Here is a 25,636-nt window from a genome sequence, read left to right as displayed (position 1 = left end):
CTTAAGCCCATTTTTGCTTTAGTGATTAGCCAAAATAGCTGAATATACATGCCATTTGCTGCACTTCTGTTGCTATAACACGACCTTCAACAAAGGCCAAACCTTACGCCAATTTTTAGACACAACGCGTTGCTCAAAAACATCAGGTCTAGGGTATTTGGGGTTAATACTTATCGTGCCGGCGAAGTTTGCTTCCAAGCCAAATGGCGCCAGTATATCTACATCGTCATTTGCTAAAAGGCGCACCGCTACACAGGTCTCCCGCTCTATCCAATATGAAATGGCCTCACTGCAGCTTTTATAGGGCGCGTGCCCGTGAGCCAAATGCATACGCGCTTGGTTTTTTACCTGCCAGTTGGCATTCGGCACAAAACGGGCAAGCTCATGTTCAAACGCTTTCTCCTGTGCCTTAGCTTCAGATAAGACGCCGGCCTGGACGCCTGGCTGAGAAAGCGATTCGATGGTGTTCTCAACGCTAACCTTGCTCTGCGGCACGGTAATTTCATCGCTAAAGTAAACCACATCAATATCATTAAGTGGCGTAGGTCTAGCCTTATTGTGTAAATCATCCCAAATGGCATTTCGCACAAACCCCGCACCCAAATAGCCTTGTGGTAAATTAAGTGCGCTTAGTGCGCGAAGGCAATCCATTCTGAAAGGGTCGCGGTGTATTATTTTACTAAGCGCCTGGTTTAGCACCACACTTAGCCTTCTTTTTTAATACGCAGCTTGCGTTTCCACTTTATTACGTAAAAACAAAACGACGCCATGCTGCCCCCTGCAAACCACCCCGCGATGATGTCACTAGGCCAATGCACACCCAACAAAACGCGGCTTAAGCCAATGCAAAACACCAAAAAAGCGGCGGTGAAGTAAATCCATGTCCGCACTGATGTGTTTTGTGTGAAGTATGTAAGCAAGTGCGCAATATAGAAATAAACCAACGTCGACAGCGTAGCGTGGGCCGAAGGAAAGCTTTGGGTATACACATCAACGTGTTGCATGGTTAATGACGGACGTGGCCTATCAATTCCCGCTTTAAGTAAAAAAGTCATCGCTATGCCTGCCGCTACCGCGAGAATAAAAGTCAGTGATTTTTTCTTTTCCCCCGCCAAGGCCAATGCCCCTGCTACCGCTGCAGCAACAAATATAAGCACGGTGTTACTGCCAAGGGCGGTAACATCTCTTAACACATCGTTCTTCCATCCATGTACATCGCCAAGCGCGCTCAGTGTCGTAAATAATGTATTGTCGAATGAGGTCATTACGCCCATATAAACAAATAACATCATAAGTAAAAAGCCGGTGCCCATTAGCAGTACTTGAATTGCTGGGGCTTTAATAATGTTCACGTAAGAGGCGAGCGCCCCATTGTTTTTTGTATCGCTGCTTTTCATTTATTTACTTCCATTTATTACGATAAAAAGCGTTACTTGTCGTGTTTACTGCCGCCTAAACAATTAGGAGAAGCCAAAGACTCTCCGCCACGGGCTTCCCACTCTGCGGGTGTATAAGTATGCAGTGCAAGAGCATGTACAGGCCCCTGTAACGCTTCTGCGGCAAGACCATTTATTTCTCTGTGACGAGCAATAAGGCGTTTGCCTTCGAACGCGTCGCTTACTACGGTTACTTTAAAGTGGCTCTGCGCGCCGTCGGGCACATTGTGCATGAAGCTCTCATCCACCACTTCGAGGTAGCTCGGGTTTAGTGCTGCTTTAATCGTTGATTCAAGAAACGTTTTTACTTGCATGGTTGGCTTACCTTGCTCTTTGAATAAGGTGTCGAAAAGTAAGATTAATTCTACCACCGATAGGCTTAGCCGTCTTCGCAATCCCGTGCACATAATGACTTTGCGTTGCCCCAGCCATAATCAACACACTACCGTGTTCGAGTATTTGGGTATATTTTTCTTTTGTTTCTTTGTGTTTTAAAACAAAAGGCCTAGCCTCACCTAGCGTTACCGAAGCAATCACTGGGTTCGTACCTAACTCTGGTTCATTATCAGAGTGAAAACTCATGCTATCTTGCCCGTCGCGATACCAGTTAGCGAGTACACTGTTAAATTTTGTACCGTAGTTGGGCGAGCATAACGCTTCACAACGGGCTTTAATTAACGCGAGGCTTGATGTCCATGGGTTAGGTGGCATAGTAAGGTTTGAATAGGTATAGGTGCACTCAGGGTCGCCATGCCAGCTTTGAAGACGGGGAATTTTCACCTGTTTACCAAACAACCGAAGAGTATCTTGTCTCCAGGGTAATTCGGTTTTTAGCCGTTCGAAGAAAGCGTCAGCATCATTCTTCGACAATGCGTTAGGAAAATACCGAACATCTGCCTCAGTCAGCGGAAGCTGGTAAGGCACACTTTCTTCATCAGGTGTCTCAAAGAGAGAAAATTGCATGTCTATTCGTTTAATTCCATTGTGGTAATTGTGAGGGGTTGCTCCCGCTTATTATACAAACTCCAATATTGGCCGCCGCGGTGATAATTTATTTTTCGCTATTTCTTAGCGTAGTCTTCATTACGGGCAGCGTGACATTGTGGTTTGATTTAGTGGCCAGTTAAATACTCGGTCTACAAAGCGGAATTAAAAAAGACGGCCAGGATATTTCATTATAAGGCGTTATTAAGTAGAGCCTTATTTTGGGTATGGTAAGATAGACAGTAAATCTCTAACCCAATGGCGCATTCGTCAATAACGAATGTCGTGAGCCTTTCCTTTGCAACAGACCCCAATGAATACAGAATTTATATTTGCCGACCGTCAACTCTCGCTTATTCGCTACCCTGAAAAGCACCAGCATGTGAGCCTTCAAGCATGGGACAGTGCTGATGAACTGGTGATAGAGCATCTAGAGTCTCTTTTGAGTGAGAATAAGCTGTCTATCGGCGATAATGAAAGTACGCCGTCGCTAATGATCTTTAACGACGATTTCGGCGCATTAGGCTGTTGGTTTTCACATTTAGCCCCTTATTGGGTATCCGATTCCTATATATCTTTGCGTTCGTTGCACGAGAATTTAAAAGCAAATTCCTTGCTAAGCGCTTCTGAAGGCTCGTGTACACAAGAACTAAAAACGTCACCGGTTAAAACATTAACCAGCGTTGAGAGCGCTAGTTTTAAGCCTGCATGTGCACCGGCCGTGGTAGTCATAAAAGTGCCTCGAGCGCTTGCTTTACTTGAACAACAGCTTATTGATTTACAAGCCTATATTACGCCTGAAACCCAGGTTATCGCGACGGGCAAGGTCAAGGCGATCACAAAATCGGTATTTAACCTTTTCGAAAAATACATTGGCCCGACGACGACATCTCTGGCGAAGAAAAAGTCACGACTTATTTTTGCCACGCCAAGAGACTCGTTAAAGCAGGCGACATCGCCCTATCCAACGCGGTGGCAGTGTAAAAGCACCATGGGCGCTGCGCTTATTATAGACAACCTTGCCAATACGTTTGCACGCCAGTCGCTAGATATCGGTGCACGCATTATGCTGGAGCACATGACGGTCAGTGCCAACGACGTAGTGGTAGACTTAGGGTGCGGCAACGGCGTACTGGGTGTTAACGCACTCTCTCTTGCCCCAGATGCCAAGGTGATTTTTGTAGATGAGTCATATATGGCGTTAGAAAGTGCCAGACTTAATGTACTTAACAACTTCCCCGATAAAATCGAACAGTGTGAGTTTGTCGCAAGTAATTGCTTAGAAACACTCTTAAACCGTGAAAATAAACCTGCTGTTACTAAAATTTTGTGTAACCCACCGTTTCATCAGCAAAACGCGATTACCGATCATATCGCGTGGCAGATGTTTACCGACTCTCGCGACCTGCTTGTCAAAAGCGGGCATTTGGTTGTGGTTGGGAATAGACACCTTGAGTATCACATTAAGCTTAAAAAACTGTTTGGTGGCGCAAAGGTACTTGCGAGTGACAAAAAGTTCGTTATCTTAGGCACTGCTAAACGATAAGCACGCTAAAAAAACGCGTAATACGGAATATATTTAAAGGCATTTTTATAAAAAAATACTTTTACCACTTCTTACCGCCATCGCGCTGCTAGGCAGCAGTTCAGCGGTTTTGGCAAAGAAAGATGACGGTTCACAGGTTCAGCCAGATAACTACTATCCTCGGGTAAAAATTGAAACTACCATGGGTGATATTGTGGTTGAACTCGACAGAAGACGTGCGCCTATTACGGTAAATAACTTTCTTCGCTACGTAGATAAACGCGCCTATGAAGACACTATTTTCCATCGCATTGTGCCCGGCTTTGTTGTACAGGGCGGCGGCTATACCGCAGACTTCGACGGCAAATCAAACTTCCCCGATATCTTTAATGAGTCAGGTAACGGTTTAACTAACGATCTACACACCATTGCGATGGCACGACAAGGTGACCCACATACCGCAAACCGACAGTTTTTCTTTAATGTGAACGACAACAGCAGCTTAAACCCGGGCAGAGACTGGGGCTACGCGGTATTTGGCGTGATTGTGGAAGGCGAAGATATTGTAGATGCCATGTCAGAGGTGGAAACTGAGTACTCACTTCGCTTGAACGCGAATAATGTGCCTATTGAACCTATTGTCATTAAAAAAATGACGGTTCTGCCGCCGCTTTAGTACATCTTTCTTCGATTTAACCACCCTTTTTCGATTTAGATATCAATGTGTCCTTTTCTGGCGAAAACGGACACATTGCTTCAAGGTTTAGGTAGATGTCATTTTAGCGACTGGGCGTATTCTTGTGCCTGAGTTAACAACCGCAACACGTTGTTACCCCAAATATCTTGCAAGTCTTCTTTGGTGTAGCCTTCGGCTAGAAGCCTCTCTGTTATCAGCGGTAAAGCGGCAACATCCATCATGCGCTCCACACCGCCGCCGCCATCCCAATCTGCACCCACCCCAGTATGTTTAGGCCCAGCAACTTTTAAAATATGAAGAAAGTGAGCCATATAATCGTCAAAGGTTGCACGAACAGCAGGGTGCTCCATATCAATTTGCTTACGTTTTTGCTTTAGCGCAGCCACTTGCTCTGGCGTCATTTCAGCAATGTTCCCCATTTGCTTAAATAATTCCCCATACGCTTTCTTGCGTTTGGGGTCGCTTGGCAATTCTGTTAAGTAAGAGCCATAGGCGTTGACATGGATAACACCGCCACTTGCGACCAACTTTTTTAGTAGTTCATCATTGATGTTTCTTGGATGATCATAGACGGCTTTCGTGCCCGAATGCGACAGGATGACAGGCGTTTTCGACAGCCGTATCATGTCTTCGAGTAAGTCGTCGTGAGCATGCGAGCCATCCAAAATTATACCCAGTTCGTTAGCTTTCTTTACAAGCTTTTCTCCAAGTGGAGAAAGCCCTCCGTATTGCTGGCCATTAGGATCAGTGGAACTATCGCCAAATTGGTTATTCTTAAAATGAACGGGACCAACCATCCTAAGCCCCATTTTATAGAAAGTATCTAACAAGCTGAGGTCTTCCCCCAGCGGGTAAGCATTTTCCATACTGATATAAACAATTTTCTTATCATTATCAGCGATAGCTTTGGCGTCTTTTGGATCAGTGGCAAGAGTAAATGTATCCGGGTTGGCTTCGACCATTTTATGAATAGCCATAGCACGAAGAATCGCTGTGTCGCGTGCAGATTTAAACCCCTCTACTGTAACTGGGCCCTGTGGCGTGTAAATAACCCAGAACCCGCCGTCTAATCCGCCGCTTTCCATTCTTGGAACATCCACTTGGGAAAAGTCATCCTCAACATTATGCGCATGCATAATATTAAAACCGGGCTGTACGAGCAGCGCTGGCGTATCTAGGTGCGTATCCATGACGACCATAGAGTCATGAATATCGCTTGCCTTTACTGACTCCGCATTAGAATAGGCACTTGTTAAAGCTAAAGAGAGTGCTAAAGCGCTTACTGTTTTACCATTTACGTACCGCATTTAGAAATCCACCGTTAATGTTGCTTGGAAAGTACGTGGGCTAAGTGGGCGACCAAACGAGGAACCGGTGAAGCCGAAAGACATAACTTCTTTATCGAATACATTATCAACGTTAAACCGCAATCGAATATTCTCGGGCATACCAAAATTGTTAGGACCACCAATATCTACGTAAGCCTGAGCAACCAGGTAGCTCTCTAACTCATAGGTCTCGTTAAAGTCTGTATATCGAATGTCTGTATATTTGGCAGAGAAATTCGCAACTAGCCATTCGGTAGGTTCATAGGTAATACCGCCGGTCATTAACCATTCAGGGCTATCGGGTAATTGGCTGCCGGCTGGATTACCTGCAAACCCGTCTTCTAGTTCGGCTTTCTTATACGATATATTTGCATTGAAATAGAGCTTTCTGTCGAACATTTCGGGTTGGAAAACTCCGCTAAATTCGATGCCGTAGGCTTTAGATGCACCGGCGTTAACATAAAAGGTTTCTGGTTGGCCTGTTGCTGGATTAATCACGCTACTGGCAATTAGTCGATTATCAAACTGGGTATAAAATAGCGCGACCGCACCGTTGTAATGCTCTCGGTTGGTTCTAAATCCGAGCTCATAGTTGTCGGCTTCCTCTCCTTGCGGAGCTTCAACGTCAAACCCAACAGCATTGTCAAAGATATCGTCCGTTCCTGCCGGCAGTGCAAAGTTTTGCGCGAACGAAGCGAATAACTGATCCGATTCATTTAAACGATAAACCGCGCCAACCATTGGCAGAAAGTTATCGGTGTATTCAGCCTCAATAGACTGCGGTCCATAACCAAGTTCGCCATCTATTTCGTAATCGTTATAGTCTCTGTACCCGTCTAGTGAATAGTCAATAGACAGTGACTTAAACCCGACTTCAAGCAACAGGTCATCGTTCATCATGGCAAAGTTATCTTTAATAAATAACTGTGTAGTATCACGAACGGCAGTGTAATTCCTTCGGTAATAAGCAACTTCGTCGTAAATAACGTCACCGTCCGCACTGCCGCCGGTTTTATTTAAACGCGCCTGTGTTCTATTGTAGGTGTCTTCTTCTACCCAGCCACCCGCCTCGAATTTATGCTCACCAATAAACCACGTGACGCTTCCCACGAGACCCTCTCGCTCACCACCTACAGTAGATAGGCCGTATTGCACGCCCCTAGGGTGAACCACATCTAACCCCGCTGCCGCTTGGTCAGTATAAATACTCAACGTATTAGAATAGCTATCAGGCGATACACCGTAACCATTTTTATCTTCATAATACGCCGTAGCTTCAAGTTGAATATCGTCGGTTAAGTAGGTGCCAAACCCAAGAGAATAAAGTTTATCGTCTCGTATATTAATTCTATCTTCGTAATAGCTTGTACAATTAGAACCTGTAAATACCGGCGTAAAGTCAGTGTCATCAATAGTACCGTCACCATTGAAGTCATAAACTTCAGGTTGAGGTTCGATACATCCTTCGGGAATACTGTCTAGGTAGCTGTAGTAATAGTCATCTTCAAAAACAGAGGCTGGTGCAGAAGGTGAATCGTAGTCGAAAAAGTCATTTGCTACGTAAGTAGCTTGAATATAGCTACTGCCAAATTCATAAAGCGCTTTTGCTTCAATATGCTCTCTGTCGATAGTACCTGGACCCCGCCATAAGTCAGAATCGGTTTTCGAGCGACTTACATACGCTTTAAAACCATCGATGTCGCCGGTTTCCAGCTTGACGAAGGTACGCTGTAAATCAAAATCGCCTGCAGTAACTGCGACCATGCCTCCCATTTCATCCGAAGGCCGCACCGTATTGTATTGCGCAATTGGACCGAGCGATGCGTAAGTTGGTGCAGAGACATCTCCCGCGCCAGGTGAGGCAATGACAGCCCCTAAATTCTCATTATCAACGTATCGGAATATAGGGCTTCCTCCAAATGCATCAGAGCGTCCCATTGGAATACCATCAAGAACAAATCCCATTTGACTGAGCTGGAAAGCTCGCACTTGTACCGAGTTACCAAACTCATAAAGGCCAAGTGCACCATCAGTTTGAACGTTAAAGCCAGGTAAACTCTCTAGCATTTTCAGGCCGGAAATGCCCGAAGGTGCTGAAAGCAACTCCTCGCGACTCACCGCAAGTGTATTGGTGGCTTCGTCAGTTCCAATTGCAATATCGGTTTGGGTTACACGACGTCCTGTGACAACTATTTTTTCTTCTGTTTCGACTTGCTGTTCACTAGTCCTCTCTTGAGAATTAGCGTAGGTAGGGATAAGCGCTTGGCTTATTATTCCTGCTAACAATGTGCATTTGAATGTTGTATGTGTACTTTTTATTGTCATAGCTGCGGTCTTCTTATTAGGTTTTATATCGACTTGGCGCCCCTGTTTTTTATTCTGCGCATTTCCATTTGCGGTGCGTTTACTACCTGTTGTTCAACAGGCATACCATTGCGCAAAGAGGGGCGAGAAATTTTGACGAATTACCTTTAATCAGAGACGAATGACTCAACCAGGGGAAATACCGTAGTAGAAGAGGCTGAACTGTTAACGTACAAGTAACATTTAAATGGCAAAGAGATCGTTGAAAAGCACCCATTTTGACAGCAATGCACCAAATTAGACGAAAGTATAAATAAGCAATAGCGTTCTGGTTAAGACAAACGAATCATTAAAGGAATGTTGAAACGGTGAGGCCCTTTAGCGATTAAAGACTAGGTTTAAGGTTTAAGCTTTGAACCGTAATGCAGGTAAGCGCTGAACATAATAGCGCTAGATATGTGAAGTTATTTCTAACCTATACAGGTATTGATGAGGAAACGCTTTGTCAAAGTACAACCCCTGCTTTTCAAACCCTAAGCGCAACAGCAGGTTCTGTGATGCCCTATTTTCGGGGTGCGTCATCGCAGTTAAAAAGCTGTAGCCTTGTAAGGCAGACCAGGCAATTACGCGCTCACATGCCTCTAAGCACACTCCCTTGCCTCGAGCATCCGGTAACATGGCAAAACCCAAATCAGGGCATTCAAAAGAGAAGCGGTTAAAAAGACCGCATACGCCAAGCGGCCGTCTAGCGTCGTTATCTTCCACGGCTAACAGTCCGTAGCCCCACTCTTCTCGCTGAGCATTCGTCTTACCAATATAGTCGCATGCATCATCAAGGCTATTTACGTTCTTGCTGCCAATATATTTAAGCCATAACGCATCTTGCTGAAGTGCAAGTACCCAGTGCTGGTCGTCAAAGGTAAGCGGGCGCAAGGTAATTCTGTCGGTGGTAAATATTGGAAGGGCTGTGTTCACGCTAATCCTGTTATTACATGTGGGTCGAGTTATGCTTTAATATAAAGCCTTTAGAACAATAGCGCAGGCGCTACCGCTTCGCGAGCAAACGGTCTATATGAGCTGTATCTTCACTATTTACTAACGCCGCCCGGGGATACTTAGGGCTGGCTCTGTCATTCACTCTAGGGTGCTCCCAAAGGGAAGTGTGGGTTACAAAACGCTCGGCCTCCGCTTGCCCTCCGTGCTCTAAGCAACCAGCCATACAGGTATCGATATACGTTTGGTGAACAGGAAACGTTTCATTTGCAGGCTCACAGGCAAGGGTTTCACAAATCCAAAAAGTGAATTGAGATAAGCGCTCACTAGGTGGTACGTATGCGCTTTGGTTATGTAAGTGAAAGTCGAGATCTTGCGGGCTTACTTCTACAAACCGGTAGTCCTTTTCCCTCTCTTGCAAGGCTGGATTTATTTGGGTGGGTATTAGCTGTGCATTGAGCTTGCTATGCGCATTAGCTACCGCGCCCACATAGGTTTGCTGCTCTTGCAAGCTGCGCGTAACCCACGCTCGTTCAAACCCGGCTACCGTGACCGGCACACCTTCGGTGAAAATATTGGAATAGCGCTCTCTGCTGCATTTGCTTAGTAAGCTTCCGTAACCTAAAACCATGTGCTTTTCAGTTTGAACGTTTAGCCACTGGGTTAGTTCATTCATTGTCACCTCTGTGTCACAGCCGCGGGGTTACATTCTCCCTATTGTAGAAACGCAAAAGGCGGTGTGCAATACACCGCCTTCGTTTACTTCTGTGAACGTTGTTTAATTAAAACAACGCTCTCACACCCATAGTAAAGTTTCTACCCGGAAGCGGTGCTTGGTCTTTTAAGAAAGACGTATGCACTCGCGCTTCCTCATCGGTTAGGTTATCACCACGGGCGAATACTACCCAGTCTATGTTTTGTGTGGCAAATTCGTATTGCACGCTAGCGTTTACTAAGGTGTAGCCGTCGGTGGTCGTTTCAAACGACGCAACGTTATTTTGCTCGTCATACCATGTGAAACCTACATCGGCGCTTATCCCGTCGTTTACGTAGCTTAATTCACTACCAAAACGCATAGGTGGTGTACGCGGAAGGTTATCGTCTTCCACTTCTGCGCGAATGTAGTCACCGAACACGGTAAGGCGCAACGAATCGCTTAAATCTACATAGGTTTCTGCTTCAAAACCCCAGATATCAGCATCAGCCTGTTGGAAGTAATATACCGGCAAACCTTCTTCATTGCCGTGCTCATCATGCTCTTCTTCTACAGCTTCATCTTCGTCGTGCTCTTCATGCTCGGTTAGCGCGATTAGCCCTGTACTGGTTTGATAAATGTAGTCGTCTGCTTGATTGTAGAAGAACGACACGCTGTAACCCCAATCGCCCGTAAACTTGCGGAAGGTTAGATCTAGATTCGTACTCACTTCTTCCTTTACGCCTTTGAGGGTTTCTGCAATATGCCCTTCATCGTCCATATCGAAGACTAAACCCACTTCATAGCTTTGGGTAGCCAAATGCTGACCAGCAGAGAAAAGCTCTTGCTGACTTGGGGCGCGTTCGCTGCGTGAAAGCGTAACTGCAATTGAGTGACCTTCTTGATATTCCCAGTTAGCCCCTGCGGAAAGCGACACGCTGGTAAAGTCGTAATCTAGGAAGGTAAAGGCTACAGCATGCTCCTCATGTTCTTCGCCCTCGTGATCTTCGTCGTGCTCTTCCCCTTCATGCGCTTCTTGAAGCACTTCCAACTCAATTTCACTGGCATCAGCGTCTAGCGTTGTGCGCTCTAAACGGCCGCCTAGCTCGAAGGTTACATCACCCACATTTTTCTGCTCAATCACATAGAGTGCATAGCTTGATGTTGTATTACCCGGCGTAAACGCTTCTTCGCCTACAGCGTTATAATCACTGTGGTTAAACTGCACACCGAATACACCGTGCCAGCCGTTAACCTCTTCGTGATAAGCAGACAAGCGAATATCACTCGACTCATTCGTAAATACAGTACCTGGCTCACCGTCTTCTATTTCAGCATGCTGATAATCTGTGTAGGCAGCGGCAAATTTAAGGTTAGTTAAACCTTGGATAGGTGAATGCCATTCACCTGCAGCTTGATAACGGGTCATGTCTACATCAAGTAGCACGCCTTCTCCGCCTTCATGCTCTTCATCTTCATGATTGCCATCAAGCTCGTCATGCTCTTCATCGTGTTCGTCATGTTCGTCTTCGTGCCCATGACCAGGCACGCCGTACTCATTATCAAGCTGTTCTACGGCAAAGCCAAAGTAACCTTCTTCAGCCACGTAAGATAAACCGGCAACAACATTGCGGGTTTCCATGGCACTGCTTTCAAGTTCACCGTTTGGTTCATCTTCGCTTGGGTCGATAGAGGCAAAGCCTGGAATATCGGCATTATCTGTATCGCGATAAAAACCATCAACATGCCATACAATGTTGCCGCTGCCCCCCGTCACGTCAGCACGGGTGTACGAACCGTTATTGACCGTGCTGTAGCTGGTTTCAGCTTCCCCTTCAACACCGTCTAATTGATACTGAGGAATGCGCTTGTCGACTACGTTTACCACGCCCCCAATGGCGCCGCTTCCGTACTGTAACGTAGCCGGCCCGCGAAGCACCTCTACTTGCGTAGCACTGGCAAGAGATGTTGCTACGTTATGATCGGGGCCGACGCGGGATACGTCAGACACATCGAGTCCGTTTTGAACAATCTTGACGCGCGGGCCATCGTTACCGCGGATCACCGGGCTACTCGAAACCGGGCCAAAATAGGTACTGTGAACACCCGGCGCATTTTTTAGAGTTTCACCAAGGGTAGGCGCTTCTATTTTGCGTAGCTTTTCAGCGCCAATGACGGTAACAGGGGTCACTGATTCAAGCACTGAAGACTGTAATGCATTAGCGGTAACAACAATGTTTTCGACCGATGCTGGCTTTAATACGAAGTCGACGTTTTGATCGGTGTCTACATCACCTAAGTCGTTATCACCGTGTATGAAGTTAGAAGAATAGACGTGTAAATGAATATGAGGCTGCTTCACATCGTCGAAGCGATAAACACCATTTTCATCTGTGAAAGCCACGCGGCGGCTACCTTCTATTTTTACTTCGGCGCCAGCAACGGGCTGACCTGCGGTATCGGTAACCTTTCCGGTAACTGTTGTGGCATACACAGGCGCACTTAATAGCCCTGCTATGGACAAACTTAGCAGCGAACGCATTTTCATGGGTATTCCTTGGTGGATGTTATAACATCATTTAGTGATGTTATAACATTTTAAGGAAGTGAGCCCTTATGTCAACCGCCAGTAGTCGCTAGTGACAATAAGTTTGCCTTATTTTCATGTTTTGAGATTATTTCAGCGGAAATTCGCCACCGCTCCCTATCTGTTTAAGCGCGGCTAACGGTAAAGTTAATTACTTCGTTAATATGATTAGCTCCTGTTTTTAGCATCAGTAATCTATCCACCCCTAATGCAACGCCGGCGCACAAAGGCAAACCTACTTCTAACGCGTTTAAAAAGTTTTCGTCTATGGGTTTTGTAACAAGCCCGCTGGCACGGCGCTTATCATTGTCGCTTTCAAAGCGCACCCGCTGCTCTTTTGCTGCGCTTAGTTCGTTAAAGCCATTAGCAAGCTCTGCCCCTTTAAAATACACTTCAAAGCGTTCGGCCACACGAGGGTCTGTAGCGCTAAGCTTGGCCAGTGCTGCCTGCGATGCGGGAAAATTGTAAATAAAACACGGCTTATCACTACCAATTTGAGGTTCGATAACATAGCTAAATAGAAGCTGCAGTTTGCTATCAAAGCTTAGATTTTCTGGCTCATGAATGTCTATTCCTTGTTGTTTCATGGCCGTTAGCAATTCGTCATTGCTAGCACTTAACGGGTCAATGTTGAGATAGGTAAGAAATGCATCCTGATAAGTCATTGTATCTGCCGGAAGCGTGGAAAGGGTTTCTTGCAGCAGAGCATCCACTTCATCCATTAATGCGAAATGATCGAAGCCCACTCTATACCATTCAAGCATAGTGAATTCTGGGTTGTGCCAGCGGCCTTCCCCTTCGTGACGAAACGCTTTACAGATTTGATATATCGAGCCACTTTCGGCACACAACAAACGCTTCATGGCATATTCAGGTGAAGTTTGAAGGTAAAGCCTCGTCGGCTTTCCCGACCTATCAAAATTAAACGCGGTATCAAATGCATCTAAGTGTTCGTCGGTCACCGTTCCCTTTGAAAGTAGCGGCGTTTCCACCTCTAAAACATTTTTTCTGTGAAAAAACTCGCGAATAGTGCGAAGTATTTCAGCACGGGCCACCCGTGCTTCATGTGTCGCGGTAGGCTGCCAATTTTGCATATTATCGGCCCAAATTCAGAAGCTAAAATAAAAAGCCGGTACGCAAGGGCACCGGCTTTAACCTGAAACACTACGTGCCTAGGCACATAGTTATATTAGTGTTTACTTTTGTACACGTGACACATACTCGCCAGAGCGAGTATCTACGCGAATAACTTCACCGGTTTGAACAAATAGTGGAACACGAACTACCGCGCCAGTGCTAAGCGTCGCTGGCTTACCGCCTGTACCCGCCGTATCACCTTTAAGGCCTGGGTCGGTTTCGGTAATTTCTAACTCAACAAAGTTAGGTGGCGTTACTGTGATAGGTGAACCATTCCACAGGGTAATGGTGCAAACATCGTTTTCTACTAGCCACTTTTGATTCTCACCTACCGCTTTTTCATCTGCAGCAATTTGTTCGAATGTATCGTTGTTCATAAAGTGGTAGAATTCGCCGTCGGTGTACAAGTAGGCAAGCTCCGTATCCATTACGTCAGCGCCTTCTACTGATTCACCCGAGCGGAAAGTTTTTTCTAAAACTTTACCTGAAATAAGCTTACGGATTTTAACGCGGTTAAACGCTTGGCCCTTACCCGGCTTTACGTATTCGTTTTCTAGAATGTTGCAAGGTTCGCCGTCCAGCATGATTTTCAGGCCGCCTTTGAACTCGTTAGTGCTGTAATTAGCCATAATTCCTCTGTCTAAACATAAGGTACAAAAAGTTTCGTGGAACAAATAATACCTAAAAAACCGATTTCTGTAGAGCATAACTGGCAAAAAGAATTAGCTGGCAGTTTTACTGATCCCGCAAAACTGCTGCAGCACTTGGGTTTAGACGAAGAAAAGTACGCACAACATATTAAAGCGCGGCGACTGTTCCCCATGCGTGTTCCACGGCATTTCGCTGATTTAATGGAAAAAGGCAACCCCAATGACCCGCTGTTTCTGCAAGTCATGCCGCTGAGCGACGAGTTTTTAACCTCGCCCGGGTACAGTGAAGACCCACTAGAAGAGCACGATACGGCGGGCAAAGGTATTTTGCATAAATATGACTCTCGTGTGCTGCTTATGGTGCGTACCGGGTGTGCGGTTAACTGCCGCTACTGCTTTCGCCGCCATTTCCCTTATGCTGATAACGCCGTAAGCAAACATCAGTGGGAAGAGGTGCTGCAGTACATTCAAGCTCACGACAATATTAACGAAGTCATCTTTTCTGGTGGCGACCCGCTTATGGCTAAAGACGATCATCTCGCGTGGTTAGCTAACGAAATTGCTTCTATCAACCATGTCAAACGCTTGCGGATTCATACCCGTTTGCCCGTGGTACTACCTGAGAGAATCAATAATGCGTTTGTAAATTGGTTTACCGCGCTACCTATTCAAAAAGTATTGGTACTGCATGCCAACCACGCTAACGAGATGTCAGAGGCGCTTAAATCACGGTTAATTACGCTGCGAGAAAAAGGGGTAACTTTGCTTAATCAGTCGGTACTTTTAAAAGGTGTGAATGATTCAGGTGAAGCAATAAGTGATTTAAGCGAAGCACTATTTGAGGCTAGCGTGTTGCCTTACTATTTACACGTGTTGGACAAAGTTCAGGGCGCAAGTCACTTTTACGTGAGTGATGATGAAGGGCGCCACATTATGGAAGAAGCGATAAAGCGCCTGCCAGGCTTTTTAGTCCCCAAACTCGTAAGAGAAATTGGTGGACAGCCCGGCAAAACGCCTATCGACTTACATTTGCATCCGTAACTTACGCGTAGGTATCGACGTTGGCGCCTAACGCGGGGTTTGACGATGATGCTTTTGGTACGTCAGATGCTGATTCCAGCAGCTGAAGCGACGCTTGTCCCTCTTGTTCCTGCTGGCTTTTTGCCAACTTTAGAGAGGCCAACTCAAGTGACGCACCGGACGTTCCAGAGGCACTAGTACCTTGTAGATCCATACCATTTTCCTTTGTTGCTTGTAGCAAAGTAAAAAAATGGGCAGAATTGCCCACCCTTACGGTATGTTGCATGTTGCGCCCTGTTTAAGAGGCACAAAAAAGACAACAGACGTTAGTGTATCGGCCTTGAAAGTCGAAACTTTAATCAATATTTACCGTAAAGCAATTAAGCGGGCTGTACTGACAGCCATAAAACATTTAAACGTTAGCTTAATACATAAACTTTAGACACTTAGAACCAAAAGGCGTTACCAATGCAACAAAGCCAAGAGATGCAAGCTGTCCATCAACAACTTCAAGAAACACTTCAAACGCTACACCGCAAAGCTGTTGATGCCGATCTAATTTTAGATAATTTGCAGCGAGATCAAAAAGGTAAATTTGCAGCCGTATTTGCTGAAGACAGCGGCTTTACTACGTCGGCCAAACGCTTTGGCCCGTACGTGCAAGAAATTGCTAACGATTGGCAGTCTCTAAAAGCATTAGATGACGATGCAGCGAAACAAGCCTTGGCACCGCTGGTGAAAAAGATAGAGTTGGCACTTGTGACCATAGCGCAATTTCAACAATCACTTGCTAAAAAGTAACGCGAAAAACGAATATCGGGAAGCCCTTTAACGCCGACGGTTACTGGGCTTCTTTACGTTTAAATGTTCTTTTTGGCCTAAAGTGGGGTTCGATAATGTCGCGCTTCAGCCAATTACTGCCCGCGCTTTTTAGGGTTGATAAAGCGGCAGTAAACCCATTCTGCGTTTAATTTCTTTAACTTCTTTCAGGTAAGCTTCGCTATCTACCCTTTGGTATTGTTCAGTAAACGCTTGCTTACTTAACCCTTCAGGCAGACCATCAATGGGCGGAATAATTTCAAGTTCACTTTGAATACGCGCCACAGCATTTTGCACACGTAATGCTGTACTAGGCTCGGTGGCAACCCGAGCAAACTCTGTGCCCGACATGTCTGCGGCTAAATCCACAAAACTATAGCCTGAACCGCCCTTTCCACGGTCCATAAGCTCTTTGAATTCGCCTATTGCCAGCGACATGCCTTGCTCAGATAAAAGCTCTAAAGCGGCGGAGATAATAAAGTGGCGCGCCAAGTCATTGCGGTTGTGAAGTACGGCGCCTCGGCGCGGTTTCAACGCCTTGTTGGGATCAGGTTGAATATCACCAACCAAGTTTCCAACGCGATGATGACCCACATACACAGCAAGCGCCAGAATTACCGCCTTATTGTGAAGCAGTGCATCTTCTGATGTTCTACTTTGTTCTCGCGCCCTTGCCATGCCCTCTCGCAGGTACTCGATAAGCGAGACAGGCTTATCTGAAAGCGCAATTTCTCTTCCCGAAATATAGCGCAGGTAGTACGCCGCTAAACGCTGAAGTTCAGTCTCTTCGGTTACCGACATATTAGACGCTACCACATTTAGTTCACTCAACAGTTCATCTAAACGCCCAACATCTAAGGTGAGCTCACCGCTTCGCATAGTCACACGCTCAACGCGCGATAACGCAATGGTGGCGATTTCTGACTGGGTGTAAGAATTAACGGTACGTTCAAGAAAGCGCAGTAAGAACCGACCGGGAATGGTTAAATCGCCAATCTGCACTTGCTCTATTCGCAAACTGTCGCCGGGCAGCACAAGTGCTGAAGCATTAACGAAGTACCCCATATCGGTAATGGCATAAGTAACATTAATGGTGCCGCCAATAGGGGTAATATTCACCACGCCCTTAAAGTCAGGTAGCGCCCGTTGTAAAACGCCTACCAAACTTTCCACTTGCGTTTCAGTTAGGGTAACTTGGTGGCCTTCTTCGCGACGCGAGAACGCCCGCTGCAACTGCCCTAAAAGCTCGTTAACACTGTCAGCACCATCAAGCTGAGTTGGCGCGGTAGAGGCCACCAACGGAGTTTGCTGTACAGCCATAACCGTTACCGTAACGACGGTGGCCACAAGAAGAAATACTATGAAGGCTATACTTATTAACAGCCATTTGACGCTACGCAAAATCATGTGACAGCAACTTTACCCGTGATGCCATTGAGACACTGTGTGGTTAAAACGATGGTTATACTACGTTATCTATTTACCCGCCACCAGTTTCAAGTGGCACGACGAGTCAGCTTTCCAAGGGGTTATTGCGAATTAAGTTCGCTTTCCACCCACGTTTGAAGGTTGCCGTAGCGCACGGTTGCTCGAGATAAGTCATGGTGCTGCGATAGCGGCGTGGGGATCACCACACAGGCTAAGTTAGCGGCAAGGGCGGCCCTCATCCCAGTTTGAGTATCTTCAATGGCCACGCATTCTTCAGGGGTTTTGTTGAGTTGTCGCATGGCAAGTTCGTAACAATCTGGAGCGGGTTTGCTTGTTACCACATCCTCTACGGCCACCACACAAGATATGTAGTTTGCCAAAGCATACTGAGATAAGGTTTTTTCCACCGACTTTTTACTTCCGCCTGTAACAATACCAATGCGGTAGCCTTTATCGAAGCATGTCTTTATGGTCTCTTTAGCATAAGGCATGAGAGGAAAAGCGTGTTTATCTAAATAGTCGCTAATACTTTTGTGTTTCTGTTCGGCTAAAACCTCAGGCGCTACGTCTAATTTAAAATGCGCTACCAAGTCGATGGCGTTTTGCTTAACGGGAATGCCTGCCATCACCTCACAATAAAATGTTTCACTTAAATCAACATGATATCCAAGCAGTATGGCTTTCCATAAATCGTAATGTACGGTTTCTGAGTCGATTAACGTACCGTCGTGGTCAAACAATAGCGTTGTGGTTTTTTCGCTAACTGCTAATTGGCCTGAAGTTGAAGACGCAAAATGCAATGTCAAAGTAAACCTCCTTGCTGTGTAGTTGAAATAAAGACTAAAAGTACATGGGGTACTATCGATGCCGATAGTTAATTAAGATGACCAGCGTAATTAACTGGTTAAGTAGGGCGATGCAGGTAGCGGGCCAAGGTTTATAGCCCCACTAATTAACCCACTACTGCCCTTACCTTTTTCAAGCTTGTGATACAATGCTTACCTTTTTACTACTACGTATTAGTAATAACGGAGCAAATTGAGTGCTGTACCATGTATTAGGCTTTGTGAGCGCAGCGCTGTTTTTACTGACTTGGTTAGGGTTATGGTCGCAAATACAAGCCATGTCGCGTTATCAAAATGCGATTACTCGCAGCAGCAGTCTCGATGCCAACCAAAGCCTTTCTCTCAACCAATTTGGCTCTAGCTACTTTGCCTTTTTCTCTATATACCTATTTGGTATATCGGTAGAGCCCTTTAATCATTACTTAGTATGGACGCGCTTTGGCGCACTTATTCTTACCCTCGTTATCATCTGGAAAATCTGGCAACACAGACGCACTAAAGTATCAGGTTGGGTGACCGCGGTTGCTTTGTTAGCTTTTGTTGTCGGTACCATTTCTATAGCCTTTCGCCCTTTCCCGGGGCTAGCACAGCTGGGTGCCAATACGCTAATGCTGGTCGTTACCGTCGTATTATTTCAAGGTTCGTTACACCAGTGGCTCGTGCTTCAGCGAAGAAAAAAAGTGGGTTCTCTGTCTTTTGCACTATTTAGAAATATTCTTATTAAAGATGTGAGCACCTTACTATTTGGCCTAACTATGCCGTTAAGCCAAAGCTGGCCGCTGCTTATTTTAAACGGCACCAGCGTTATAATGCGTGGCAGTATTTTGTTGAAGATGCACACACTAAAACGCCAAGAACAACGTCTTGGCGTTTAGTTATTCGGGCTTTTTTGCATAACGCCCTGTTTTACAACACGACTTCTGCCATATTTCCTTTGCTTTCTAGCCAAGTCTTGCGATCGCCAGAACGCTTCTTAGCAAGCAACATGTCCATAAGCTCCATCATTTCTTCAGCATCTTCAATCGTCAGCTGAACAAGGCGGCGAGTGTTAGGGTCCATGGTGGTTTCGCGAAGCTGCAGCGGGTTCATTTCACCTAGGCCTTTAAAGCGCTGTACGTTCACTTTACCCCGTTTCTTTTCTGCTTCAATACGATCTAGAATGCCCTGCTTTTCGCCTTCATCTAGCGCGTAATACACCTCTTTGCCTACGTCTATTCTAAATAGCGGCGGCATAGCGACGTACACATGACCTTGCTCGACAAGGGTTCTAAAGTGGCGTACGAACAACGCGCATAATAGGGTTGCAATATGAAGCCCATCAGAGTCAGCATCGGCAAGAATACAAATTTTGCCGTAGCGCAAACCAGACAGGTCTGTTGAATCAGGGTCAATACCTAGCGCCACTGAAATATCGTGAATTTCTTGTGATGCCAGTACCTGAGAAGAGTCGACTTCCCAGCTATTCAGGATTTTACCGCGCAGCGGCATGATCGCCTGAAACTCTCTGTCTCGAGCCTGTTTAGCCGAGCCTCCTGCCGAGTCACCCTCTACTAGAAACAGCTCAGAGTAAGAGATATCTTGTGAAGAGCAGTCAGTGAGCTTTCCTGGTAACGCTGGCCCTTGCGTTACCTTCTTACGCGCGACTTTCTTGGTTTGGCGTAAGCGGCGCTGCGCGTTGTTGATACACATTTCTGCCAACGCTTCGGCAATTTCCGTGTGCTGATTTAGCCATAGACTGAATGCATCTTTAACCACACCAGATACGAACGCACTGGCTTGGCGTGATGACAAGCGCTCTTTGGTTTGTCCTGCAAACTGTGGATCTTGCATTTTCGTCGACAGGATATAGGCGCATCGGTCCCAAATATCGTCGGGTGATAGCTTTACGCCCCGCGGCATTAAGTTTCTAAACTCACAGAATTCGCGCATCGACTCAAGCAGGCCTTGGCGCAGCCCGTTAACGTGTGTACCGCCTTGGGCTGTAGGAATAAGGTTAACGTAACTTTCTGTTACTAAGTCGCCGCCCTCGGGCAGCCACATTACTGCCCAGTCAGCGGCTTCCGTATTGCCGGTGAAGTTGCCCACAAACGGCGTGTCTGACGGCAGTGTTTCAAATTCTTCAACGGCTTGGTAGAGGTAATCTTTTAAGCCGTCTTCGTAAAACCATTCTTGGCTTTCTTTAGCGATTTTGTTGTCAAAGCGAATACGTAGGCCAGGGCTTAACACCGCTTTTGCGCGCAAGTTGTGTTTCAAGCGACTTACCGAAAACTTGGCCGAATCGAAGTATTGTGGGTCCGGCCAAAAGTGGACTCGCGTACCGGTATTGCGTTTGCCACAGGTATCAATGACCTGCAAGTCTTCTACTTTGTCGCCATTTTCAAATGCAATTTGATAAACGCTGCTGTCTCTTCGAATAGTTACTTCAACGCGATTTGAAAGGGCGTTGACTACCGAGATACCTACCCCGTGCAAGCCACCTGAGAACGCATAGTTTTTATTGGAAAACTTACCACCAGCGTGCAGTTTGCATAAGATAAGTTCTACGCCCGATATCCCCTCTTCAGGGTGAATATCTACTGGCATACCACGACCGTCATCAATGACTTCTAGCGATTGATCTTCATGCAAAATTACTTTGATGCTCGAGGCGTGACCCGCAAGCGCTTCATCCACACTGTTATCAATCACCTCTTGCCCTAAGTGATTAGGACGAGTGGTATCGGTATACATACCAGGGCGGCGCTTAACGGGGTCAAGGCCATTTAAGACCTCGATGGCATCTGAATTGTATTGATTTGACATAGTTATGGTTGTTATTTAAGCCAGCAATAGAATAAGGAATACGCAATACTGTTATTAACCACAGTACTGCACAAAGTATATTTGATGTTATCAGGGCTGGTTAAGGCTGGCAATGCGCTTATTTCAGCAAAAACTCAGCAATGGCTGGCAAGTGATTTTCGTAGCCAACGAAGCTGTGATCACCGCCTTCTTCTATCACAAGGTGACTTTGCGCATATTTTTCAGCCGCTAAGCGATAATCTAAGGTCTCATCTTCGGTTTGTAGTAGCACTTTATACCGCGCCTGATCGCTTATCGATTCAGCCTCTAATGCTTTTATTACTCCTATGTCACCCTCAACTATTTCAAACTGTTCTTTGCTGTACGGGTTTTCATGCGTGCCAATAAAGCTTTGCAGCAGTTCATAAGGGCGCACTGCTGGGTTGATTAGCACGGCCTTGCCACCAAATTGCTCTAGCAAAAACGTTGAAAGATAGCCGCCCATGGAACTGCCAATTAGCTTAAGCCCGTCATCTAATAGTGCTGGCGTACTTTCTATCAGGTCGAGCAGTTGACCTTCTACTTTGCTGGGAAAGTTAGATAACTCGGGAATATGTAGCCTGACATCCGAATGGTTTTGCTCGAAATACGCTTTAGTGGCCTGCGCCTTTACCGATTTAGGGGAGCTCAAGAAGCCGTGTAGGTATAAAATGTGCTGCATAGATGTCTCTTTTCTTTTTTACTATGGGCTAGTGCTCAACCCGTTCAATACTTACGTCCACAACCCCGTCTTCGTGCAGCTCAATTACCTGATAGCCTGGGGCGTCATTGCTTACCCCAAATCCCAACTGCATTTCCCACTGCCAACAGGTCGAAGGGCACCCATACGACGGCGTGCTATTTTCCCCTATTAACTGGCGAAGAGGCGAATGAACATGGCCATGGATTAACGCTTTAATTTGAGCGTATTGCTCAGTTAGCGAAACTAACGCCTCGGCATTTGCTAAAAAATGCTTATCCATCCAACTGTTTGACGGCAGTATATGGTGGTGAAGCGCAATTAAATGATTATTGTCGGGTAATTGGGCGACAGCCTGGGTTAGGTCATGGATCTCGCCACCCTTTACTTCGCCTGCAGCGGTATAAGTGCTATCTAACGCGCGGGTGTCCATACCGTGTATGTGCCAGTTTTGAAACGTCAACGGGTTATCGCTGTTTAACTGCTTATCACCCAGGTACGTTTCAAAGTGCGCATTGTTATCGTGATTACCAGCAAGCACAAACCAAGCAATGTTCGCTCTGTCCACATACTTATCCATTAAGGCGATGAAATGCTGATAGCTTTCAGGCGTATTATCACCACTGATATCGCCGGTAATAAGCATAAAGCATGATGGGGCCATCGATGAATTATTAGCTTCGAAACTGTTCAGCATGGTTCACAGCATGAAGCAGGGTGCGCTCTAATGAGTCGTAAGGTGCTATGCCCGCATAGCCGGTTTTGTTTTTATCTTTAAGTAAGTGACAGTCACTTAGCTGAATAAGCTTTATCACGCTTCGGAGGTAACGCTAGAGGTATGTTGAAGACAGAAATTCAGCCACTCCGCCAAAAAAATGTTTACCATATGCTTTTCGTTGCGTTGGCGCATTTTAATATTGGGGTAGTCGTAAGATGGCTGCAGTGCCCCTGTATTTTGACTGTTTATCACTTCGGCCATACGCGCATCGTGATAAAGTCTCACGGTCATCGCCGGGGTCAAATAAGAAGGCATGTCTTTGGTGGTCTGCTTGATACTAAGTGTACTGGTGTATCGGGCCGATTCAACAATGCGAATTTCGTAAGAAAGCCCAACGCCTACTGAAAACTCATACCTCAGGTCTTCTGTGTCACAGTCAGGCAAAATTCTCAGAACATGGGAATAGTTCAGTTCGCATAACGCCTGCATGGACGGAAGGTTAGGTACGTATTTTCGTTGATTGCGTTGAGTCACGATGTCTGCCACTGCTCCAGAAGTTGTGTTTTGTGCATAAAAAACCATTGTAGCGCAATTACCGCTGCGGCGTTGTCAATATGGCCATTTTCCAACCATTCAAGGGCGGTATTCTCTTTTACTCGATGAACTTTAATGTCTTCTGACTCACTGTCTAAGCCGTGTATGCCGTGCGCCTTACTGGCGTCGGCCTTCGCTATAAAAATATGTAATCTTTCTGTTGTACCGCCAGGACTCGACAAATAGCTCAGCGCTTTAGTTAGGTTTTCAAGCTCGATACCCGCTTCTTCCATCGACTCTCGATGGCAAACCGCTTCTGCCGTTTCACCTTTATCTATCATGCCTGCAATAATTTCTATTAACCAAGGACTTGAAGAAGTCGCTAATGCCCCAATTCTTACTTGCTCGATTAGCACGAACTCTTGGAGAACGGGGTCGTAAGGCAATACACCTACCGCATGACCGCGTTCAAATATTTCGCGAGTAACGGTATCGCTCCACTCTCCGTTAAAACACTTGTGCTTAAATTGATACTGATTCATGGTAAAGAAACCACGATACACTGGCTTTATGTCGGTGATTTCGACGTCATTTGAGGTAAATGAAAGGAATTCCTTGCTCATTTGCTGACACTTATGGTTCAAATAGATTTATCATACATAGTACATTTACACACCAACCATGTATACGCGTTAAAAACGCGGCATTAGGTGTGAACGAATAACAGAAAACTCATATTACAAGTCGTCTATTACTATAATAATTGCGTGGGTAGATCACATATTCTGTTACAGTTAATCGAATACTGTTACGAGTTTGGACTTTCGGTTTGTGGTTGAATTTTCATACACTTGGTTTTAATTAGTCGTCTCAACAAACACAATGACGACGCAACTTGAACACAACAGGAAGACGTAAGCATGAAACGAACACTTCTGTCGCTGGTTATCGGAGTATCGATGACAACTGGTGCGCTAGCCGATGACCTAATGCAGGTATATCAACAAGCACTAGCAAACGATCCATTGGTAAACCAAGCGAAAGCGCAACGTGATGCTGCGTTTGAAGGAATTAGTCTGAGCCGCGCAAGCCTACTACCCCAAATTTCAGGCTCTGTGGGCTACACCATGTCTGAATCTGAACGCTTTCAACAAGCGGCGGGTGACAACGGCCTTCAAGTATTCACGACAGATACAGAAGTAGATACCATCGACTACGGCGTATCACTTTCCATGTCGCTTTACGACCACGCTAACTGGCTGGGCCTAGACCGCGCAGAAAAAATTGCTGAACAAAGCGATGCGCAGCTTGCCGCTAGCATGCAGGACGTTATTGTACGTACTGTTACTGCTTATTTTGACGTGTTGCGCGCCCGTGACAACGTAGAGTTTGTAGGTTCAGAAAAACGTGCGATTGAACGACAGCTTGAACAAACACGTCAGCGTTTTGAAGTCGGTTTAACCGCCATTACCGATGTTCACGAGGCACAAGCTAACTACGACAGTACGGTTGCGCAAGAAATCCAAGCCAAAAACCAGCTTGAGTTTGCCCTTGAAGCACTGCGTGTGATTACCGGTAAATACCACGACCGTTTGTTCGGCCTAAACACTGAAAACTTCTCAGCGACTATGCCGGTGCCAGAAACGGTAGATAGCTGGTTAGAAACGGCGCAGGATAAAAACCTCGCGCTACTGGTGGATAGATTAGCGATGGACGTAGCTAAAGAAGACATCGCCATTGCGCGCTCGGGTCACTTGCCTACATTGTCACTATCGGGTAGTTACGGTCGTTCAAAAGACGACGTTGATGCTGAAGTATTAAATGACGACGGCTCGACCACCCCGTTTGGTTACGAAACGCCTTACCTAGACAGCCAGTCAATAGGGATTTCACTAAACGTACCTATTTACCAAGGCGGCAGTGTTAGCGCGCAAACTTCACAAGCTAAATACAACTACGTGGCGGCGAGCCAAGCGGCAGAACAAACTTACCGCCAAACCGTACAGTCAGTACGTAGCTCGTTTAATAACGTAAAAGCGTCTATCTCGACTATTCGTGCGCTAGAACAATCCGTTGTGTCGGCAGACAGTGCACTAAAAGCAACTGAAGCAGGGTTCGATGTAGGCACACGTACTATCGTTGACGTACTCGACAGCACGCGTAACCTATTCGACGCACGCCGTAACCTAGCCGGTGCTCGATACGACTTTATTCAGTCTGTAATTACGCTTAAACAAGCAGCAGGTACGTTGACAGGTGAAGACGTAGCGATGATAAATCGCGGCCTTAAGCCCGTTACGAACAATGACAACGGCTAAATTGTATCGTCGTTCATTCGATGATGAATTAGAAGGGTAGCGCAGCGCTGCCCTTTTTTGTGCGCCGCCTAGTTTGTAGTAAAGAAAAGCGTGAGGGTT

The 25,636-nt window shown here is 46.0% G+C and carries 25 protein-coding genes; 6 read left to right on the top strand and 19 right to left on the bottom strand.

Annotation, left to right across the window (positions count from 1 at the left end; all coding sequences use genetic code 11):
• Positions 1–72: 72 nt before the first annotated feature.
• The 4 genes from ACX5J7_RS04230 to ACX5J7_RS04215 are packed head-to-tail and all read right to left on the bottom strand — an operon-like array spanning position 73 to position 2,399.
• Entirely contained in the window at positions 73–702 is a 630-nt protein-coding gene (locus ACX5J7_RS04230; protein WP_024015696.1) for a nucleotidyltransferase family protein, read from the bottom strand.
• Positions 703–704: 2 nt separating this feature from the next.
• The gene (locus ACX5J7_RS04225; protein WP_012517235.1) at positions 705–1,397 is read right to left on the bottom strand and encodes a phosphatase PAP2 family protein; all 693 of its coding nucleotides are present in this window, start codon (positions 1,395–1,397) and stop codon (positions 705–707) included.
• Positions 1,398–1,429: 32 nt separating this feature from the next.
• Positions 1,430–1,750, bottom strand: a complete 321-nt coding sequence (locus ACX5J7_RS04220) for a BolA/IbaG family iron-sulfur metabolism protein (protein WP_012517234.1) — start codon at positions 1,748–1,750, stop codon at positions 1,430–1,432.
• A gap of 7 nt (positions 1,751–1,757) precedes the next feature.
• A complete protein-coding gene (locus ACX5J7_RS04215) occupies positions 1,758–2,399 on the bottom strand; it encodes an alpha-ketoglutarate-dependent dioxygenase AlkB family protein (RefSeq protein ID WP_012517233.1) in 642 nt (213 codons plus the stop codon).
• A 334-nt stretch (positions 2,400–2,733) separates the two neighbouring features.
• Between ACX5J7_RS04215 and ACX5J7_RS04210 the strand changes: the two genes are divergently transcribed.
• Together ACX5J7_RS04210 and ACX5J7_RS04205 are read left to right on the top strand one after the other, a co-directional pair.
• Positions 2,734–3,966 carry a methyltransferase gene (locus ACX5J7_RS04210; RefSeq protein ID WP_498706216.1) on the top strand — a complete coding sequence of 411 codons (1,233 nt, stop codon included), beginning with the start codon at positions 2,734–2,736 and terminating at the stop codon, positions 3,964–3,966.
• Between the two features lie 109 nt (positions 3,967–4,075).
• Positions 4,076–4,621, top strand: coding sequence for a peptidylprolyl isomerase (locus tag ACX5J7_RS04205; RefSeq protein ID WP_498706213.1), 546 nt, complete (start codon positions 4,076–4,078; stop codon positions 4,619–4,621).
• Positions 4,622–4,719: 98 nt separating this feature from the next.
• On the opposite strand, the gene ACX5J7_RS04200 is transcribed toward ACX5J7_RS04205, so the two are convergent.
• The 7 genes from ACX5J7_RS04200 to efp all read right to left on the bottom strand — a co-directional run bounded on the left by ACX5J7_RS04200 (position 4,720) and on the right by efp (position 14,314).
• Positions 4,720–5,949 (bottom strand): dipeptidase, encoded by a 1,230-nt coding sequence (locus ACX5J7_RS04200; protein ID WP_012517230.1) that lies wholly within the window; start codon positions 5,947–5,949, stop codon positions 4,720–4,722.
• Positions 5,950–8,295, bottom strand: a complete 2,346-nt coding sequence (locus ACX5J7_RS04195) for a TonB-dependent receptor (protein ID WP_278385167.1) — start codon at positions 8,293–8,295, stop codon at positions 5,950–5,952. It abuts the gene before it with no gap.
• Positions 8,296–8,724: 429 nt separating this feature from the next.
• Positions 8,725–9,249: a GNAT family N-acetyltransferase gene (locus ACX5J7_RS04190; protein ID WP_012517228.1), complete on the bottom strand. Its 525-nt coding sequence runs from the start codon at positions 9,247–9,249 to the stop codon at positions 8,725–8,727.
• Between the two features lie 70 nt (positions 9,250–9,319).
• Positions 9,320–9,943: a hypothetical protein gene (locus ACX5J7_RS04185; protein ID WP_015066192.1), complete on the bottom strand. Its 624-nt coding sequence runs from the start codon at positions 9,941–9,943 to the stop codon at positions 9,320–9,322.
• A 106-nt stretch (positions 9,944–10,049) separates the two neighbouring features.
• Positions 10,050–12,509 carry a TonB-dependent receptor gene (locus tag ACX5J7_RS04180; protein WP_498706210.1) on the bottom strand — a complete coding sequence of 820 codons (2,460 nt, stop codon included), beginning with the start codon at positions 12,507–12,509 and terminating at the stop codon, positions 10,050–10,052.
• Positions 12,510–12,673: 164 nt separating this feature from the next.
• On the bottom strand, positions 12,674–13,642 hold the full coding sequence (gene epmA / locus ACX5J7_RS04175; protein ID WP_020742860.1) for an elongation factor P--(R)-beta-lysine ligase: 969 nt from the start codon (positions 13,640–13,642) through the stop codon (positions 12,674–12,676).
• A 102-nt stretch (positions 13,643–13,744) separates the two neighbouring features.
• Positions 13,745–14,314 carry an elongation factor P gene (gene efp / locus ACX5J7_RS04170; RefSeq protein WP_012517224.1) on the bottom strand — a complete coding sequence of 190 codons (570 nt, stop codon included), beginning with the start codon at positions 14,312–14,314 and terminating at the stop codon, positions 13,745–13,747.
• A 36-nt stretch (positions 14,315–14,350) separates the two neighbouring features.
• On the opposite strand from efp, the gene epmB reads away from it, so the two are divergent.
• Positions 14,351–15,376, top strand: coding sequence for an EF-P beta-lysylation protein EpmB (gene epmB, locus ACX5J7_RS04165; RefSeq protein ID WP_012517223.1), 1,026 nt, complete (start codon positions 14,351–14,353; stop codon positions 15,374–15,376).
• A 1-nt stretch (position 15,377) separates the two neighbouring features.
• On the opposite strand, the gene ACX5J7_RS04160 is transcribed toward epmB, so the two are convergent.
• Complete coding sequence (locus ACX5J7_RS04160; protein ID WP_012517222.1) at positions 15,378–15,569, bottom strand: hypothetical protein; 192 nt, start codon at positions 15,567–15,569, stop codon at positions 15,378–15,380.
• A 254-nt stretch (positions 15,570–15,823) separates the two neighbouring features.
• Here ACX5J7_RS04160 and ACX5J7_RS04155 point away from each other — a divergent pair, with 254 nt between their 5' ends.
• Positions 15,824–16,156 carry a hypothetical protein gene (locus ACX5J7_RS04155; RefSeq protein WP_012517220.1) on the top strand — a complete coding sequence of 111 codons (333 nt, stop codon included), beginning with the start codon at positions 15,824–15,826 and terminating at the stop codon, positions 16,154–16,156.
• Positions 16,157–16,285: 129 nt separating this feature from the next.
• On the opposite strand, the gene ACX5J7_RS04150 is transcribed toward ACX5J7_RS04155, so the two are convergent.
• Positions 16,286–17,494 carry a YfiM family lipoprotein gene (locus ACX5J7_RS04150; RefSeq protein ID WP_232363015.1) on the bottom strand — a complete coding sequence of 403 codons (1,209 nt, stop codon included), beginning with the start codon at positions 17,492–17,494 and terminating at the stop codon, positions 16,286–16,288.
• 209 nt (positions 17,495–17,703) lie between these two features.
• A complete protein-coding gene (locus ACX5J7_RS04145; protein WP_278385160.1) occupies positions 17,704–18,408 on the bottom strand; it encodes an HAD family hydrolase in 705 nt (234 codons plus the stop codon).
• A 236-nt stretch (positions 18,409–18,644) separates the two neighbouring features.
• Between ACX5J7_RS04145 and ACX5J7_RS04140 the strand changes: the two genes are divergently transcribed.
• On the top strand, positions 18,645–19,322 hold the full coding sequence (locus ACX5J7_RS04140) for a hypothetical protein (protein ID WP_071968221.1): 678 nt from the start codon (positions 18,645–18,647) through the stop codon (positions 19,320–19,322).
• A 31-nt stretch (positions 19,323–19,353) separates the two neighbouring features.
• On the opposite strand, the gene parE is transcribed toward ACX5J7_RS04140, so the two are convergent.
• The 5 genes from parE to nudF all read right to left on the bottom strand — a co-directional run bounded on the left by parE (position 19,354) and on the right by nudF (position 23,842).
• The gene (gene parE / locus ACX5J7_RS04135) at positions 19,354–21,249 is read right to left on the bottom strand and encodes a DNA topoisomerase IV subunit B (protein WP_012517216.1); all 1,896 of its coding nucleotides are present in this window, start codon (positions 21,247–21,249) and stop codon (positions 19,354–19,356) included.
• 118 nt (positions 21,250–21,367) lie between these two features.
• Complete coding sequence (locus ACX5J7_RS04130; protein ID WP_015066189.1) at positions 21,368–21,949, bottom strand: YqiA/YcfP family alpha/beta fold hydrolase; 582 nt, start codon at positions 21,947–21,949, stop codon at positions 21,368–21,370.
• Between the two features lie 28 nt (positions 21,950–21,977).
• Positions 21,978–22,664, bottom strand: a complete 687-nt coding sequence (locus tag ACX5J7_RS04125) for a metallophosphoesterase family protein (RefSeq protein ID WP_498706205.1) — start codon at positions 22,662–22,664, stop codon at positions 21,978–21,980.
• 114 nt (positions 22,665–22,778) lie between these two features.
• Positions 22,779–23,219: a DUF1249 domain-containing protein gene (locus ACX5J7_RS04120; RefSeq protein WP_023559508.1), complete on the bottom strand. Its 441-nt coding sequence runs from the start codon at positions 23,217–23,219 to the stop codon at positions 22,779–22,781.
• Positions 23,216–23,842 (bottom strand): ADP-ribose diphosphatase, encoded by a 627-nt coding sequence (gene nudF, locus ACX5J7_RS04115; protein ID WP_012517212.1) that lies wholly within the window; start codon positions 23,840–23,842, stop codon positions 23,216–23,218. Before nudF ends, ACX5J7_RS04120 begins: the two co-directional genes overlap by 4 nt.
• Positions 23,843–24,139: 297 nt before the next feature.
• Between nudF and tolC the strand changes: the two genes are divergently transcribed.
• Positions 24,140–25,537, top strand: a complete 1,398-nt coding sequence (tolC, locus tag ACX5J7_RS04110; protein ID WP_071950740.1) for an outer membrane channel protein TolC — start codon at positions 24,140–24,142, stop codon at positions 25,535–25,537.
• Positions 25,538–25,636: the final 99 nt, after the last annotated feature.

It is taken from the genome of Alteromonas infernus, assembly GCF_902705815.1.
The sequence above is the reverse complement of the archived record's forward strand: the minus strand, read 5'-3'. Positions and strand labels throughout refer to the sequence as shown.

What these genes read in the sequence shown, in the direction of transcription:
- ACX5J7_RS04225 (WP_012517235.1), bottom strand. Translation starts at nt 1,397, where the DNA reads ATGAAAAGCAGCGATACAAAAAACAATGGGGCGCTCGCCTCTTACGTG.
- ACX5J7_RS04220 (WP_012517234.1), bottom strand. Translation starts at nt 1,750, where the DNA reads ATGCAAGTAAAAACGTTTCTTGAATCAACGATTAAAGCAGCACTAAAC.
- ACX5J7_RS04215 (WP_012517233.1), bottom strand. Translation starts at nt 2,399, where the DNA reads ATGCAATTTTCTCTCTTTGAGACACCTGATGAAGAAAGTGTGCCTTAC.
- ACX5J7_RS04210 (WP_498706216.1), top strand. Translation starts at nt 2,734, where the DNA reads ATGAATACAGAATTTATATTTGCCGACCGTCAACTCTCGCTTATTCGC.
- ACX5J7_RS04200 (WP_012517230.1), bottom strand. Translation starts at nt 5,949, where the DNA reads ATGCGGTACGTAAATGGTAAAACAGTAAGCGCTTTAGCACTCTCTTTA.
- ACX5J7_RS04195 (WP_278385167.1), bottom strand. Translation starts at nt 8,295, where the DNA reads ATGACAATAAAAAGTACACATACAACATTCAAATGCACATTGTTAGCA.
- ACX5J7_RS04185 (WP_015066192.1), bottom strand. Translation starts at nt 9,943, where the DNA reads ATGAATGAACTAACCCAGTGGCTAAACGTTCAAACTGAAAAGCACATG.
- ACX5J7_RS04180 (WP_498706210.1), bottom strand. Translation starts at nt 12,509, where the DNA reads ATGAAAATGCGTTCGCTGCTAAGTTTGTCCATAGCAGGGCTATTAAGT.
- epmA (WP_020742860.1), bottom strand. Translation starts at nt 13,642, where the DNA reads ATGCAAAATTGGCAGCCTACCGCGACACATGAAGCACGGGTGGCCCGT.
- efp (WP_012517224.1), bottom strand. Translation starts at nt 14,314, where the DNA reads ATGGCTAATTACAGCACTAACGAGTTCAAAGGCGGCCTGAAAATCATG.
- ACX5J7_RS04160 (WP_012517222.1), bottom strand. Translation starts at nt 15,569, where the DNA reads ATGGATCTACAAGGTACTAGTGCCTCTGGAACGTCCGGTGCGTCACTT.
- ACX5J7_RS04155 (WP_012517220.1), top strand. Translation starts at nt 15,824, where the DNA reads ATGCAACAAAGCCAAGAGATGCAAGCTGTCCATCAACAACTTCAAGAA.
- ACX5J7_RS04150 (WP_232363015.1), bottom strand. Translation starts at nt 17,494, where the DNA reads ATGGCTGTACAGCAAACTCCGTTGGTGGCCTCTACCGCGCCAACTCAG.
- parE (WP_012517216.1), bottom strand. Translation starts at nt 21,249, where the DNA reads ATGTCAAATCAATACAATTCAGATGCCATCGAGGTCTTAAATGGCCTT.
- ACX5J7_RS04130 (WP_015066189.1), bottom strand. Translation starts at nt 21,949, where the DNA reads ATGCAGCACATTTTATACCTACACGGCTTCTTGAGCTCCCCTAAATCG.
- ACX5J7_RS04125 (WP_498706205.1), bottom strand. Translation starts at nt 22,664, where the DNA reads ATGCTGAACAGTTTCGAAGCTAATAATTCATCGATGGCCCCATCATGC.
- nudF (WP_012517212.1), bottom strand. Translation starts at nt 23,842, where the DNA reads ATGAGCAAGGAATTCCTTTCATTTACCTCAAATGACGTCGAAATCACC.
- tolC (WP_071950740.1), top strand. Translation starts at nt 24,140, where the DNA reads ATGAAACGAACACTTCTGTCGCTGGTTATCGGAGTATCGATGACAACT.